The sequence below is a fragment of the Temperatibacter marinus genome (genome assembly GCF_031598375.1).
Classification (GTDB): domain Bacteria; phylum Pseudomonadota; class Alphaproteobacteria; order Sphingomonadales; family Kordiimonadaceae; genus Temperatibacter; species Temperatibacter marinus.
Map to the genome: position 1 here is coordinate 2,976,281 of NZ_CP123872.1, position 13,942 is coordinate 2,990,222.

Here is a 13,942-nt window from a genome sequence, read left to right on the forward strand (position 1 = left end):
GCATCATATTTACAAAGCGAGGCACTCATGAAGGGTATTTGGGAAATCATAAAAGCTATTGGCAAATTCATACAAGGAACAGGCACGTTCGCCTTGGGCACTCTTGTTCTTCTCCTGTTAGTTTTTGCTCTCGCTGGCTCTCAGAGATCTTCTGAGCTCAAGGCAGGGGTGAGTGTTCCCAAAGGCGCCGTCCTACTCCTTAATCCAAGAGGAAATATTGTTGAACTCAAACAAGAAGTGTCCCCCTTTGATATCGCTTTAACAGAATTTTCGAATGCGCCAGTTGAAACGTCAATTCATGATATCCTCAAAGCCATTCACAATGCTAAGAATGATAAACGTATCGGGGCTATTGCTCTATATACGGATAGTATGGGCGGGGCTGGCATTGCTCATCTCCATGACATTGTCGATGCGCTTAAGGATTTTAAGACAACAGATAAACCGGTTTATGCTATTTCATCCAGCTATTCTCAAGGCGACTATTTAATAGCAAGCCAAGCAGATCAAATCTTTATGAACAAGGCTGGTAGCGCTCTGCTCACTGGCTACAATGCAAATCTAACATACTTTAAAGGCATGCTTGATAAAGTAGGCGTCACAGTGAATATCTTTCATGTTGGCGACTATAAGAGTGCGATTGAGCCCTATGAACGCACCAGTATGAGTGATGAAGCACGGGCTTCTTATGAGTTTCTTTTCAACGGCCTCTGGAACGATTATCTAAGCGTCATATCTGAAGCCCGCGGCATGGACAAAGCAGCACTTCAACAGCATCTGGACCAATTCCCCGAAGAGTTTAAAACCGTGAAAGGGAATTTTGCTGAATATGCACTTAAGACACGCTTGGTCGACACATTAGCTTCTCGTGTAGATTATCGTAATGTCTTGGCGGATAAACATGGTCAATCAGGCGATACCTTCAAACAAATTAGCATGCAAAATTACCTGAGAGCGACAAAAGATTGGAACAGTTCCTCTTCAAGTAATGAAATTCCAGTGTTGATCGCTCAAGGCAATATTGTTGGTGGATATGGCAACGTTACTGTTGTCGCAGCAGAGACTGTTGCCCGTGACATTCGACGCCTCAGAAAAGATGAAAACACGAAAGCCATTGTCCTAAGGGTCAATAGCCCAGGTGGGTCTGCTTATGCTTCAGAGATTATCAGACAAGAACTTGTTGCCGCCCAAGCTCAGGGCATTCCTGTGGTTGTGTCTATGGGACCTGTGGCAGCTTCTGGTGGGTATTGGATCAGCGCTGAGGCCGATGAAATTTGGGCGAGTCCCACGACAATTACAGGGTCCATTGGTATCTTTGGAATGATCCCAACATTTGAAAAAGTCACTTCTGAAATAGGTATTAGCAGTGATAGTGTGGGAACCAGCAAATGGATGAAGGGCATGGGCATAGCAGACCCTCTCAACGAAGCTTACAGTTCTGTCATTTCTGCTAATATACAGAATGGTTACGACGAATTCCTTGACCTTGTGGCGAGGGGGCGAAACATGACGAAGGAAACTGTTCATGAAATCGCTCAAGGACGCGTATGGACTGGTCGCCAAGCTCTAGAAAATGGGCTAGTCGATAAACTTGGCACCCTAGACGATGCTATCAATGCAGCGGCGAAGCTCGCAGATATTGAAAATTATAACAGTTATATCGTAAAAGATGCGCCTGACGAATTTGATGAAATGCTCAAGCAGCTTCTTCGCAGAAATTCTGATACCAATGCGCCGAAGATAAATCCTGCACAAAAAGTCCTTAAAGCATTTAAAAAGGAATTTGAATTCTTGTCCCTCTTTAACGATCCCCAAGGACGGTATATCTTATGCACTGGGTGTGGAGTCCAAGAATGAGTGAGGAAAAAATTCCGAAATCTGATGAAGAATGGCGGGAGAAGCTAAACCCTGCTGAATATGAAATCGCCCGATGTGGGGGCACTGAGCGTGCCTTCACAGGTCGATACTGGGACACGAAAACCCCTGGTATATATGAATGCGTCGGGTGCGGACAAAATTTATTTGATAGTAAAACCAAATATGATAGCGGCTCAGGATGGCCAAGTTATTATGAACCGATCAGTGAAAATGCCGTAAAAGAAACACGGGATGTCTCTCATGGAATGGTACGAATAGAAGTTGTCTGCGGACGCTGTGAAAGCCATCTTGGCCATGTCTTTCCAGACGGCCCGCCTCCTACCGGCCTTCGCTATTGTATAAATAGTGCCAGTTTAAATTTACAAGAAACATAAAAAAAGGCGGTCACAAATTATCTGGACCGCCTTCTGAAAATTGACCTGTTCGCTAATGGACAGGCTCTACTTCTTTATCATTGCCGTCTTCGCCCTTATCCTCGATCAACTTGCGTTTCTCAGCGGCTACTAATTTCGGTTTAGGGGCATGAGGAATAATTTCAAACGTGAGTTCACCCTCTTTCATACCGATTGTCACTTCTCCGCCTTTTTTCAATTTTCCAAAGAGCAATTCATCCGCAAGCGGTTTTTTAATGTGATCTTGGATCACACGACTAAGAGGACGTGCCCCATACAATTTGTCATATCCTTTTTTGGCGAGCCATGCCTTAGCTGCTTCAGTCAAGGCAAATTCAACACCCCGGTCCGCCAGCTGCATCTCAAGTTGAAGAACAAACTTCTCAACAACGCGTTCAACAATTTCCGGAGGTAAATAATCAAAGGCCACTGTTGCATCAAGGCGGTTTCTAAATTCTGGGGTGAACATCTTTTTGATGGCTTCCTCATCGGCCCCATCATTGGTCTCACGGCCAAAACCTATAGCTGATTTAGCCATATCTGCAGCGCCAGCATTGGTTGTCATGATCAAGATCACATTTCGGAAATCAATCTTCTTCCCGTTATGGTCAGTCAAACTGCCATTATCCATCACCTGTAGCAGGATGTTAAATAGGTCAGGATGCGCTTTTTCAATTTCATCCAGTAAAAGAACGGCATGCGGCGTTTGATCAATAGCATCGGTCAATAAACCGCCCTGATCAAAACCAACGTAACCAGGAGGGGCGCCAATCAAACGAGAAACACTATGACGTTCCATATATTCAGACATATCAAAGCGATGCAACTCAACACCCAAAAGGGTTGAGAGTTGACGGGCCACTTCTGTTTTCCCAACACCTGTAGGACCAGAAAATAGATATGAGCCGATAGGTTTGTTTGGCTCTCTTAGGCCAGCCCTTGATAATTTAATCGCGGCTGTCAGTGTTTCAATGGCCGCATCTTGGCCGTAAACTACCCGCTTCAAATCATCTTGAATCGTTTCCATGACACGGGCTTCATCTCTGGTCACATTTTTCGGAGGTATGCGTGCAATTTTAGCAACAACTGCTTCAATATCTTTTGTGCTAACCGTCTTCTTTCTACGGGATTGAGGCAAAAGCATTTGTGCAGCCCCAGTTTCATCAATCACATCGATCGCACTATCAGGCAGTTTCCGATCTCCAATATAGCGTTCTGACAATTCAACAGCTGTTTTAATCGCGTCCGCTGTATATCGAATACTATGATGTTCTTCAAATTTTGGCTTTAAGCCCATTAATATTTTAATGGCATCATTTACAGATGGCTCATTCACATCAATTTTTTGGAAGCGGCGCAAGAGAGCACGATCCTTTTCAAAATGGCTGCGATACTCTTTATACGTTGTCGAGCCCATGCAGCGCAAAGCACCACTTGATAAGGATGGTTTTAACAAATTAGAAGCGTCCATTGCACCGCCACTTGTGGCACCAGCGCCAACGACGGTATGTATTTCATCAATAAAGAGCACAGCATTGTCAATGGCCTCTATTTCTTTAACGATCGCCTTCATTCGCTCTTCAAAATCACCGCGGTATCGTGTCCCCGCTAAGATTGTGCCCATATCCAGAGAGTATATGACGGCCTCATTTAAGACTTCCGGTACGTCTCCTTCAACGATACGAAGTGCCAATCCCTCAGCAATAGCAGTTTTACCAACGCCAGGATCACCGACAAGAAGAGGATTATTCTTTGAGCGACGACATAAAATCTGAACCACACGTTCGAGCTCACTGGTCCGGCCTATTAAGGGGTCAATCTTACCCTCTTTTGCTTTTTGGTTTAAATCAACGGCATATTTAGCGAGAGCACTCTCTTTACCACTGTCTTTGCCAGATGTGTTTTGCTCTTCGTTGATAAATTCATCGTCCTCTGCCCCTTGTGGAGGACGGGCTTCCCCTTCCCCTGATTTAGAGATCCCGTGAGACATAAAACTGACAGCATCCAGACGGCTCATGTCCTGTTCCTGAAGAAAATAAACAGCGTGGCTTTCTCGTTCAGCGAAGATGGCGATCAATAAATTAGCGCCTGTCATCAGATCTCGTCCTGAGGACTGCACATGAAGAATTGCACGTTGCACTACCCGTTGAAAACCAGCAGTAGGGCTTGCTTCCATATCATCTGCATCAAGCACTAAACTTTCAAGGTCACTGTCTAAAAACTCAATCAGACGCTTTCTGAGCGCTTCCACGGAAACTTCACAGGCTTTGAAAACATCAATAGCATCAGGATCATCTAACAAAGACAAAAGAAGATGTTCAAGTGTCGCGAATTCATGATGTCGTTCATTCGCATAATCAAGAGCGCGATGTAATGTTTGTTCTAAATGCGGTGAAAAGCTTGCCAATTTTCAATCCTTAATAATTTACTTTTAACTCAATCCATACCTTTGATGACTGTCTTTGCATAAATCAGGCCATATATTTGATATTGGGCAGTCTTATTCTTTTTCAAGAGTACATTGCAAAGGATGCTGATTTTGCCTTGCATAGGACATGACTTGAGACACTTTAGTTTCCGCAATGTCGAGAGGAAAGATACCGCAGATACCAACTCCTTTATGATGAACATGAAGCATGACTTCTGTCGCCTGCTCTGATGTCATGCGGAAAAAAGATTGTAAAACCTCAATAACAAACTCCATTGGAGTATAATCATCATTAAGCATCAAGACTTTATACATTGATGGTTTTTTCGTCTTGGCTTCAGGACGCGTTAAAACGCCTGTGCCGTCATTCCCATCATTGCCATCGTCATTATCATATTCTGCCATGCATAACTCCAACATTCCTTAAACTTAGTTTACCCATATCTAAGAAGATTTAAACATATTTTTCATTATTTATATAAAGTAAAGCAAAGTGAATTAAAGGTGGAACCTGAAGTCTGAAGATCATTTGAGTGATTTCCAACTGCACGAGGATGCTATTCATCAATTAGTATTTTCTTAGCTTCATTGAGTTTGGCTGCAAGCCAGTCGCTCCCTCCTTTATCTGGATGGTTCTGGCTTATGAGTTTTTTATAGGCTGCCTTGATGTCTTTTTCGGTCGCTGTTTCATCAAGTCCAAGCACCTCAAGGGCCTCCTTACGCGACATAGAGCCCCTCTTATGCTGAGAAGAAAAACCAGTTGCTCCAAGAACTGTTGGTAAACGTGAAAGTTTCACAGCCATTCCTCCTAAAAACAGAAAGACAGGGATAAAGCCAGCTCGTCCTGTTAAGACTGCAAGAAGGCTCAGGCCACTCAAAAGGATAAGCACCGTCAACCCTAGCGACTTCATTCCTTTAGTGATCGATGTTGTTTCTGCGCGTGCAAGCCACTGCAAAATAACATAAATTACAAGCGCAAATACTAACCCTGCCACCAACCAAATCATTCAGAACCATCACTTTCTTTAACTGGTACGTCTTTCCTAAAAGGTAAATTTAAAGCATCGATGAGTGTTCTCAATTCCTGTCGAGCTGCCACATGCGACATTGTCAGACCTTTTCCGTCCATAACCCCTTCAGTTTTAAGATCCAGAAGCGTTAAACCATTCAGAAAGAGCTCTCTATAAATTACTCGTTCGCCGAGTCCTGGAACAAATCTAAAGCCTATACGCTGCCTCAAATCGCCAAGAACATTTTCTACATTTTCCATATTTTTTGCCCTAAGGGAAGAGAGCCTGTTTCGCAGCACAACCCAATCAATTTTAGATCCATCAGCACTCATACGACGTTGACGCGCTTTCCAGACCATTTCCGCATAAAAACTAGGGCCGGCAACTTTCATTGTCTTTGGATCCACTTTTGCTAACAAGTCAACATCGACAAAGCTGTCATTCACTGGGGTAATGAGCGTATCTGCTGCTGTATGCGCCATTCTTGCTAAAAACGTATCAGCGCCTGGGCAATCTACAATAATGATGTCCACATGGTCAGCCATTTCTGAATAAGTCATCTCAAAACGCTCTTTTTCTTCTTGTTCGCTGTCATCTTTATGCCGTTTATCAGACCGCGCTACTACGCGTTCGATCGGCATGGCAAGATCAACACCCTTTTGCTTGCAGAAACTGCGTCTATTTTCAATATAGCGAGTAAGCGTTTGTTGGCGACCATCCAGGTCAATTGTACCAACTCGATAGCCTTCATGCAGCAAAGCCGTCACAATATGCAAAGCTGTTGTAGATTTTCCTGATCCACCTTTTTCGTTACCCAAAACTATTAAATAAGGTCGAGACACTATGATACTCCTGATAAACAGCCTGATGGCTAAATCAAATAAACCGAATAGATCTTGCTTTTGCCATATTCAGAAAGCACATGACAACCACATAATTATTGAAACATTGATTTAATTCGCCATATAGTAGGAAAATTAAGAAATATCTGGGCCAATGAAACAATCAAGTGCGACAACAGGACTTATTTCCTTTTATCTTATCCTAAGCCTCTCTGTACCGGCGGTCCTGTCTTTGTGGCTTCTGTCTAATGCCCGAATGACCGCCATTAAAGGGGATGAGCCTAATTATCTATCACACCAATTGCCCGCCGAAGACAGTGCTAGTGTGAATAGTCAATTGCATTACAAGCTAGAAGATATTCACAAAGGTAAATTGGTAATCCCACGTTCCTTTTTATCAACCTTGCCAAAGAGTTTAAAAAACGAACCCAACGTGCGCGTAAAAAAAGACTTGTTTGTCAAGACCATGCTCCCTCTTATTTTGCGGGCAAATGAGCTTATAGTCGAGGACCGAATGAAGCTAATTGCTATGGATAAAAAGCTTCATAAAGGTGGAAAATTGAGCAAAAGAGAAATTAGATGGATCACGCCCCTCTTTAAAAAATACCGCGTTAAATACAAACCAACAAAAGACATTACACATCTTCATATTGAGAGTCTTTTTATCAAAATGGACATTATTCCTCCCTCTCTTGCCTTAGCTCAAGCTGCGATTGAAAGTGGTTGGGGTACAAGTTATTTCTCGCAGAATTATCAAGCGTTATTCGGGCAGTGGACATGGAATGCAAAAGATAAGGGCGTTGTCCCCGCAAATCGTCCAGACGGCATGACTCACCGTATCAGAGCCTTTGATTTCCTACTGGACAGTGTTATATCATATATGACCAATTTAAATAGACACAATGCCTATCAGGGGCTTAGAGATCGTCGTATTGAATTGAAAAAACATAGCTTGCCGATTACAGGCCCAGGCTTAGCACCTGCTTTGGAAAAATATTCTGAAAAAGGAGAAAGATATGTCACGGACCTCTTGAATATCATCTCATATAATAAGTTCACAAAATATGATCTTGCACGATTAGAAAATTCTGACATTAAAATGGCATCAATTGAATAGATATTTCCCATGAGCACTCCGAAAATTGTTAGAACAAAAAAAGAGCTACAAACTCATGTGCAGCGCTGGCATCGCGCTGGCCAAAAAGTGGGATTAGTCCCTACTATGGGAGCCCTGCATCACGGCCATCTTTCCTTGGTGGATTATATTGCTCACTCTGTGGACAAAATTATTGCGACCATCTTTGTCAATCCTACTCAATTCGGAGCAGGCGAAGATTTAGACAGCTATCCTCGTCAGGAAAAACAAGATTTAGAGGCCTTGTCTCGAACGGCCTGTGATTTGGTATTTATCCCTGATGCGTCAGAAATATACCCAGATGGTTTTTCCACGACAGTCAGCCTATCCGGCATCACTGAAATATTAGAAGGAGCAAAACGGCCTGGGCATTTTGATGGGGTTGCTACAGTTGTAACCAAACTTTTACTCATGAGCCGATGTAACGTGGCTGTCTTTGGGGAAAAGGACTATCAACAACTCGCCGTCATCAAACAAGTCACCAAAGACCTTGATCTTCCTGTGACAATTCTAGGGGCTCCCTTGATCAGAGAAAAGGACGGATTGGCCGCCAGCAGTAGGAATGCTTACCTCTCTGAGAAAGAAAGGGCAATTGCGGCTCATCTTAATCAAGTCTTAAAAGAATGCGTCACCCTGATTCACACAGGCACTCCTCTTAGAGAAGCAGAAAGAATTGCCCGGCAATCCCTCTTAGATATTGGCTTTGAAAGCATTGATTATATCACCATCGTCGATCCTACCAGTTTAAAGCAACTTGATAGTGTCACTGACATAAACACTGCACGCCTCTTGGCTGTCGCAAGACTAGGGCGCGTAAGATTACTCGATAATATGCCCGTTTAGGCCTTAGTCGGGCTTATATTTTAGACTTTAAAATTAGTATAATCATATGCTGCAATCGGCTGGCCACCAGCCATGCCGAATCTGGCATCAAGAGCCAAGTCGTTAAAGCTGCTGAAAAGAACTGGCACTTCATCGCGCCAAATAACATCAATCCCTTGCGTAATCACATACATTAAATCTGGAAATCTGAAAAAATGTTCAAACTCATAGCCACCTTTTATGAGTAACAGAGACGCACGAGCCACATAAATCATTCGTTCGATATACGTCAAGCCAAAGGTTTCTGGCATGCCTTCCAGTTCATTTTGGATCTGCAGCAGTACATCGCGCATCAAGACCGTATTTAAGGCAATACGATCATCTAAGGCACGAATATTTTCTTGTTCTGCCCTTAAACAAAAAAGCGCCCTTCTTCGCAAGTCAGGGGGGAGGCCTTTAAACTCTGAAGCAATCCAAATAGCAAGACGAGAGGAAAAGGTCGCATCGACCATATCATAAGGAATGACATCGTCCATACCAGCCTCTACAGATGTAAGAAGGGCGTGTTTATCTTCACATCCTCCCACTTGGATTTTAACCACATTATCAAGGCCGCGAGCATGCATTTCATGAAAGAGTTCTGCAGCCGTGTGTGGCTCTTCACCAAATTCATCGCAGGCAACAACCATCATCATTGGGTATTTATCAATGTAAGCGAGTGCCGTATATAAATCATGCGCTACCATTGGCATCAGCGCCATTTTTTGCGCCAAAAAGAGCAAATTTTCGCCAACCATCTGATTATCATGCACGATTAATACTGGTTCTACTGCCATGTATGTTTCCTGAGCCTCTATTCTTGCCTACTCACTATATAAATAAAAAATTTGATTGCAAAGAATTGCGGGGATTTTTTCGCAAATCGTGAAGATTTTATAAACTATAGCGGTGGGAGAACGACTGTCGCTAAGCCAAGAAAAGCAAAGAACCCAATTACATCTGTGATTGTGGTCACAAAGACACTGGAAGCAATTGCTGGGTCCTGTCCAAGTTTATCAATGGAGAGAGGAATTAAAATTCCACACAACCCTGCACACATCAGGTTAAAAATCATGGCCGCTGCAAACACACTTCCAAGCAGAGGGTTTCCAAACCATAAAACAGCAACCCCCCCAGAAATCAATGATAGGAATATCCCGTTAATCATGGCGACTTTAAACTCTTTCCAAACGGAGCGACTGGCATTTGCAGGACTGATTTCTTTGGTCGCAAGTGCGCGGACGGTCACTGTCATTGTTTGAGTTGCCGCATTGCCCCCCATACTGGCTACAATGGGCATGAGCACAGCAAGAGCCACTAATTTTTCTATGGTTTGCTCATAGAGACCGATGACCAGTGATGCGAGAATAGCGGTCAACAAATTAACAAAAAGCCATTTAAATCTGTCTTTCGAGATAGAAAAAACACTATCTCCCATAGATTCCTCACCGACCCCAGCAAGAGCAAGAATGTCTTCTTCGGCCTCCTCCTCGATGACATCCACAACATCATCGACAGTGATCATGCCTACAAGGCGATTATTTTCATCCGTCACGGCAGCAGATATGAGGTGATATTTTGTAAAGCGATACGCCACTTCTTCCTGATCAGCCATCACATTCACTGTTGGCGGGTCTTGCTCCATAATACTTTGGATTTTAGTACTGCGACGCGCCCTCATTATCTTAGCTAAAGACACTTTACCTACTGGATGATGGATGGGAGAAACTACAAAGACATCATAAAAGTCCTCAGGTAAATCGCTGCTTTGATCCCGCAGAAGATCAATGGCCTGGCCCACACTCCAAAACTCTGGTAACGCAACCAAATCCTTTTGCATCATACGACCGGCAGAGTCCTCAGGATAACTTAAGCTTTCTTTAATAGCCTCACGATCATCGTGAGGTAAAGCGCTCAATACTTCTGATCGATCTTCCTCATCAAGCTCTTCAATCACGTAAACGGCGTCATCAATTTCCATGTCAGTGACAGCGTCTGCGATTTGTTCATTGGAGAGCTGATCGTAAAGATCATCCTGAGCTGATCCTTCAATTTCTGACAGCACTTCGGGATCAAGCTTTTCACCCAAAAGGCGGATTAGATCTCGACGCTCTTTATAGGAAAGAACCTCCATAAGGTCAGCAACATCTGCTGCATTATAGGGCTCTAGGAAGTTGAAGACGTTATCAGGACTATCACTCTCGATATGAGCGACAAGCTCATCAATGAAGTCTTTATCCTGATGAAGTTCAATATACACTTCAGCATGAGAAAGCTCATCGGCGCGACTGTCTTCATGCGTAAAATTTGACTCTGTCATGCCCTTCCCTTTCGTCACTACTCTCTGTTAATTTGTTCCTTATCACTAAGCCTCGCTCAAGGGAAACTTCTTTTATAGGATTACCATAAAATAGATTAAATCTATGATTTTTATTACAAACTGCTGTTAATTAAATCTACAAATTGCTTTTGCACAGGCCGATGCCATAAAGATTCACTATCGAGAACAGCTTTAAACTTCTGATCACTGCCCCCTTCTCCAAAGAGCGATTCTGCTTCTCTTGGCATCTCAAGTGCTTGAGTAATTGCCTTCATAATTGATGCTTTATCGCTCTGAGATTTAAGTAAAGTCTTTGGCTGAGCCCGATTTGACTGCCGGGATCCTATATCGATCGCTGGCACACCAAAATAAGGGGCTTCCATTACGCCACTTGAACTATTTCCGACCATAAAGGAGGCTTGCTTCATCAAAGACAAGAAATATTCAAAACGCATTGACGGAAAAATTTTAAACTGATCGTGACCCTCAAATTCTTTATATGCTTCTAGAATTCGGTCAGCCCCTAAGTCATTATTTGGATAGATCACAATATAATTTTTACCACTCTCCTTAAGGGCGGAGACCAATTCCATGGCCTTGGCATATCGCCCTGACGTTTCTGTCGTTACAGGGTGATAAAGCAGGATACCATATTCCTGAAAAGTAATGTCATATCTTTGCTTCACCTCTTCAAGAGAAGGGAGCGCATCAGATCTCATAATATCCATATCCGGAGATCCAATCACATGGACTGCTGTTTCTTCTTCGCCGAGTTGCATTAACCTTAATTTTGCTTTGGCATTAGCAACAAAATGATATCCGGACAATTTTGTGACAGCATGGCGCAAGGTTTCATCAATAGTTCCAGATATTTCACCGCCTTCAATGTGACCGACACGTACATTTGACAAGGCTCCAACAGCCGCGCCAGCCAAGGCTTCTAAGCGATCCCCGTGAACAATGATCATATCCGGCTGAATTTCTTTAACATAATCAGATAAGCCACTGATGGTCTTCCCTAAGATGGCATCCATACTGTCGTATTCATTTTGATTGATATATTTAAAGAGATTTCTAAATCCTGACTTTTCAACCTCAGAACAGGTATACCCATATTTTTGTAACATATGCATGCCCGTCACAAAAAGGTGGACTTCATAGTCTTCGCTCTGCTGCAGTATAGAAATAAGCGACTTTAGCTTACCAAAATCAGCACGTGTTCCGGTTAAAAAGACGACACGCTTTTTACCTTCCTCAAGGATGTTAGCTTCTGTCATTATTCTTCCTCTACTGAACGTCTTGGGCTCTGAGTTGATGATCGGCAGGAATGTTAGCTGTCACCTTTTGTCCCAGCAACCCTTCAAAATCATCCGCTTTAAATTCACCTGTCCCTGGACGCTTCACCCAAATATTTTCCATTGTAAGAACTTCTCCAGCCTGAATAGGCTTAATCGTTACAACCGAGGCAAAAGCAAAATCTGCAGTCACAATTTCTTCTTGGACTAAACCCTTTTGTCCTCCTCGTGCTTTTTGGAGCACTGAGGCGCCTTCAATTAAATCAGACATTGCCTCAGGATCCATGGAACAAACAATATCGGGGCCTTCTCTTTCCATAGTATCTGTAAAGTGACGCTCTAAAATGTCGGCGCCGACAGCCACAGCTCCTAAACAAGCATAGTTTCCTACTGTGTGATCAGATAAACCAACCACAGCATCAGGAAAAGCTTCTTTCAACTCTTGTACCCCTCCTAAGCGCACGAGTTCAGGAGGGGTAGGATAGATATTTGTACAATGCAACAAGGCAAAAGGCACCCCTGCATCTCGCATAATCTCAACGCTAGGGCGAATTGAGCTGATATCATTCATACCAGTGGACAGAATGATTGGCTTTCCAAATCCTGCCACATGCTTCACAAGAGGATAATTATTACATTCGCCTGAGCCAATTTTATAGGCTGCAACATCTAATGTTTCCAAGAAGTCTGCAGCCGCTCTTGAAAAGGGTGTACTAATAAAGATAACGCCAAGGCTTTCTGTATAGTCTTTCAGTGCTTTTTCATTTTCTGGAGTTAAGGCACAATCATCCATGATTTCATAGATAGAAATATCAGCATTGCCCGGAATCACTGCTTTTGCGTGGCCACTCATCTCATCTTCAACAATGTGGGTCTGGTGCTTTATTATTTCTGCGCCTGCATCAGCAGCAGCCTTAACCATTTGTTTAGCTGTCTCTAGATCACCGCCGTGATTAATGCCAATCTCCGCTATAACCAATGGAGGTTCAGCTGGACCAATTTTACGATTACCTATAAAAAATTCAGCCATCTTTTAGTTTCCGTTTCTTCATCAATATCTGTGCAAGTTCCAGGTCATCCGGAGTATCTATATCAAGACTATCTTTCACACTCATTACATAGGGTATAACCCCTGTTCTTGGAAAGTGTCTTTCCTTCATGAACAGCTCTACATCAAAGATATAGATCGCGCCATTCGGCATATAAAGTTTAGGGAGCTTCTGGCGAGGTGTGTAAGGCGCCTGATCGCTCCAAAAACCATGCAGGGTACCATTTTCCGAGATTTCAAAAGCTTTCATTGGATGTTCCGATGGCTCTGTGACGCTCACAATCGGCGCTTCATCATGGGCTTGACTTTTTTGCAAAGCCCTCAGGATATGATCTTCTGTTCGAAAGGGGCTCGTAGGTTGCAACAATAGTCCTTGAACCTTCTCAGGAAGATCCAGTTGATAGAGAAATAAATGACTTAAACTATCTGCTGTGGTTGTCTCATCTTGAGCCAGTTCTGCAGGACGTTTATAACATTCCGCCCCGTAACCACGCGCTACTTCTAGAATTTCATCATCATCGCTGGTGACAATAACGCGATCAACGAGACCGCTTTTGCGTGCTGCCAAAATCGAATAGGCAATAAGCGGCATGCCATTTAAATCGACAATATTCTTTTTAGGGATACCCTTGGATCCCCCTCTTGCAGGAATGATTGCCCATATCGGTTTTAGATCTTCACTCACAGTCTGCCCCTAAATCCTCTCTAACTTATAGTACAATAAGGATAAAAC

The 13,942-nt window shown here is 43.2% G+C and carries 13 protein-coding genes; 4 read left to right on the forward strand and 9 right to left on the reverse strand.

The features are described 5' to 3' along the window. Nucleotides 1-27 precede the first annotated feature (27 nt). Together sppA and msrB are read left to right on the forward strand one after the other, a co-directional pair. Nucleotides 28-1,857 carry a signal peptide peptidase SppA gene (gene sppA / locus QGN29_RS13480; RefSeq protein ID WP_310798394.1) on the forward strand — a complete coding sequence of 610 codons (1,830 nt, stop codon included), beginning with the start codon at nucleotides 28-30 and terminating at the stop codon, nucleotides 1,855-1,857. After that, nucleotides 1,854-2,252, forward strand: a complete 399-nt coding sequence (msrB, locus tag QGN29_RS13485; RefSeq protein WP_310798395.1) for a peptide-methionine (R)-S-oxide reductase MsrB — start codon at nucleotides 1,854-1,856, stop codon at nucleotides 2,250-2,252. Before sppA ends, msrB begins: the two co-directional genes overlap by 4 nt. Nucleotides 2,253-2,304: 52 nt before the next feature. Here msrB and clpA read toward each other — a convergent pair whose 3' ends face one another. From clpA to QGN29_RS13505, 4 genes are all read right to left on the reverse strand, one after another. Then, on the reverse strand, nucleotides 2,305-4,677 hold the full coding sequence (gene clpA, locus QGN29_RS13490; protein WP_310798396.1) for an ATP-dependent Clp protease ATP-binding subunit ClpA: 2,373 nt from the start codon (nucleotides 4,675-4,677) through the stop codon (nucleotides 2,305-2,307). A gap of 93 nt (nucleotides 4,678-4,770) precedes the next feature. After that, entirely contained in the window at nucleotides 4,771-5,103 is a 333-nt protein-coding gene (gene clpS, locus QGN29_RS13495; protein WP_310798397.1) for an ATP-dependent Clp protease adapter ClpS, read from the reverse strand. A 152-nt stretch (nucleotides 5,104-5,255) separates the two neighbouring features. After that, the gene (locus QGN29_RS13500) at nucleotides 5,256-5,705 is read right to left on the reverse strand and encodes a DnaJ domain-containing protein (RefSeq protein ID WP_310798398.1); all 450 of its coding nucleotides are present in this window, start codon (nucleotides 5,703-5,705) and stop codon (nucleotides 5,256-5,258) included. Beyond that, on the reverse strand, nucleotides 5,702-6,550 hold the full coding sequence (locus QGN29_RS13505; RefSeq protein ID WP_310798399.1) for a division plane positioning ATPase MipZ: 849 nt from the start codon (nucleotides 6,548-6,550) through the stop codon (nucleotides 5,702-5,704). Before QGN29_RS13505 ends, QGN29_RS13500 begins: the two co-directional genes overlap by 4 nt. A 154-nt stretch (nucleotides 6,551-6,704) precedes the next feature. Between QGN29_RS13505 and QGN29_RS13510 the strand changes: the two genes are divergently transcribed. Both QGN29_RS13510 and panC read left to right on the forward strand, forming a co-directional pair. Further along, nucleotides 6,705-7,667, forward strand: coding sequence for a glucosaminidase domain-containing protein (locus QGN29_RS13510; RefSeq protein WP_310798400.1), 963 nt, complete (start codon nucleotides 6,705-6,707; stop codon nucleotides 7,665-7,667). A 9-nt stretch (nucleotides 7,668-7,676) separates the two neighbouring features. Beyond that, a complete protein-coding gene (panC, locus tag QGN29_RS13515; RefSeq protein WP_310798401.1) occupies nucleotides 7,677-8,528 on the forward strand; it encodes a pantoate--beta-alanine ligase in 852 nt (283 codons plus the stop codon). 20 nt (nucleotides 8,529-8,548) lie between these two features. Here the strand turns inward: panC and QGN29_RS13520 are convergent, their stop codons facing one another. The 5 genes from QGN29_RS13520 to QGN29_RS13540 form a co-directional block, all read right to left on the reverse strand. After that, nucleotides 8,549-9,343 carry a hypothetical protein gene (locus tag QGN29_RS13520; protein WP_310798402.1) on the reverse strand — a complete coding sequence of 265 codons (795 nt, stop codon included), beginning with the start codon at nucleotides 9,341-9,343 and terminating at the stop codon, nucleotides 8,549-8,551. 104 nt (nucleotides 9,344-9,447) lie between these two features. Continuing rightward, the gene (gene mgtE, locus QGN29_RS13525) at nucleotides 9,448-10,866 is read right to left on the reverse strand and encodes a magnesium transporter (protein WP_310798403.1); all 1,419 of its coding nucleotides are present in this window, start codon (nucleotides 10,864-10,866) and stop codon (nucleotides 9,448-9,450) included. Between the two features lie 113 nt (nucleotides 10,867-10,979). After that, entirely contained in the window at nucleotides 10,980-12,143 is a 1,164-nt protein-coding gene (gene neuC / locus QGN29_RS13530) for a UDP-N-acetylglucosamine 2-epimerase (protein WP_310798404.1), read from the reverse strand. Between the two features lie 10 nt (nucleotides 12,144-12,153). Beyond that, the gene (locus tag QGN29_RS13535; RefSeq protein ID WP_310798405.1) at nucleotides 12,154-13,191 is read right to left on the reverse strand and encodes an N-acetylneuraminate synthase family protein; all 1,038 of its coding nucleotides are present in this window, start codon (nucleotides 13,189-13,191) and stop codon (nucleotides 12,154-12,156) included. After that, on the reverse strand, nucleotides 13,184-13,894 hold the full coding sequence (locus tag QGN29_RS13540; protein WP_310798406.1) for an acylneuraminate cytidylyltransferase family protein: 711 nt from the start codon (nucleotides 13,892-13,894) through the stop codon (nucleotides 13,184-13,186). The genes QGN29_RS13535 and QGN29_RS13540 overlap by 8 nt, the downstream gene beginning before the upstream one ends. Between the last annotated feature and the right edge of the window lie 48 nt (nucleotides 13,895-13,942).

Excerpts from the sequence above, each read along its gene's own strand:
- QGN29_RS13535 (WP_310798405.1), bottom strand. The coding sequence starts at position 13,191 with ATGGCTGAATTTTTTATAGGTAATCGTAAAATTGGTCCAGCTGAACCT.
- msrB (WP_310798395.1), top strand. The coding sequence starts at position 1,854 with ATGAGTGAGGAAAAAATTCCGAAATCTGATGAAGAATGGCGGGAGAAG.
- neuC (WP_310798404.1), bottom strand. The coding sequence starts at position 12,143 with ATGACAGAAGCTAACATCCTTGAGGAAGGTAAAAAGCGTGTCGTCTTT.
- QGN29_RS13520 (WP_310798402.1), bottom strand. The coding sequence starts at position 9,343 with ATGGCAGTAGAACCAGTATTAATCGTGCATGATAATCAGATGGTTGGC.
- sppA (WP_310798394.1), top strand. The coding sequence starts at position 28 with ATGAAGGGTATTTGGGAAATCATAAAAGCTATTGGCAAATTCATACAA.
- QGN29_RS13500 (WP_310798398.1), bottom strand. The coding sequence starts at position 5,705 with ATGATTTGGTTGGTGGCAGGGTTAGTATTTGCGCTTGTAATTTATGTT.
- clpS (WP_310798397.1), bottom strand. The coding sequence starts at position 5,103 with ATGGCAGAATATGATAATGACGATGGCAATGATGGGAATGACGGCACA.
- mgtE (WP_310798403.1), bottom strand. The coding sequence starts at position 10,866 with ATGACAGAGTCAAATTTTACGCATGAAGACAGTCGCGCCGATGAGCTT.
- QGN29_RS13510 (WP_310798400.1), top strand. The coding sequence starts at position 6,705 with ATGAAACAATCAAGTGCGACAACAGGACTTATTTCCTTTTATCTTATC.
- panC (WP_310798401.1), top strand. The coding sequence starts at position 7,677 with ATGAGCACTCCGAAAATTGTTAGAACAAAAAAAGAGCTACAAACTCAT.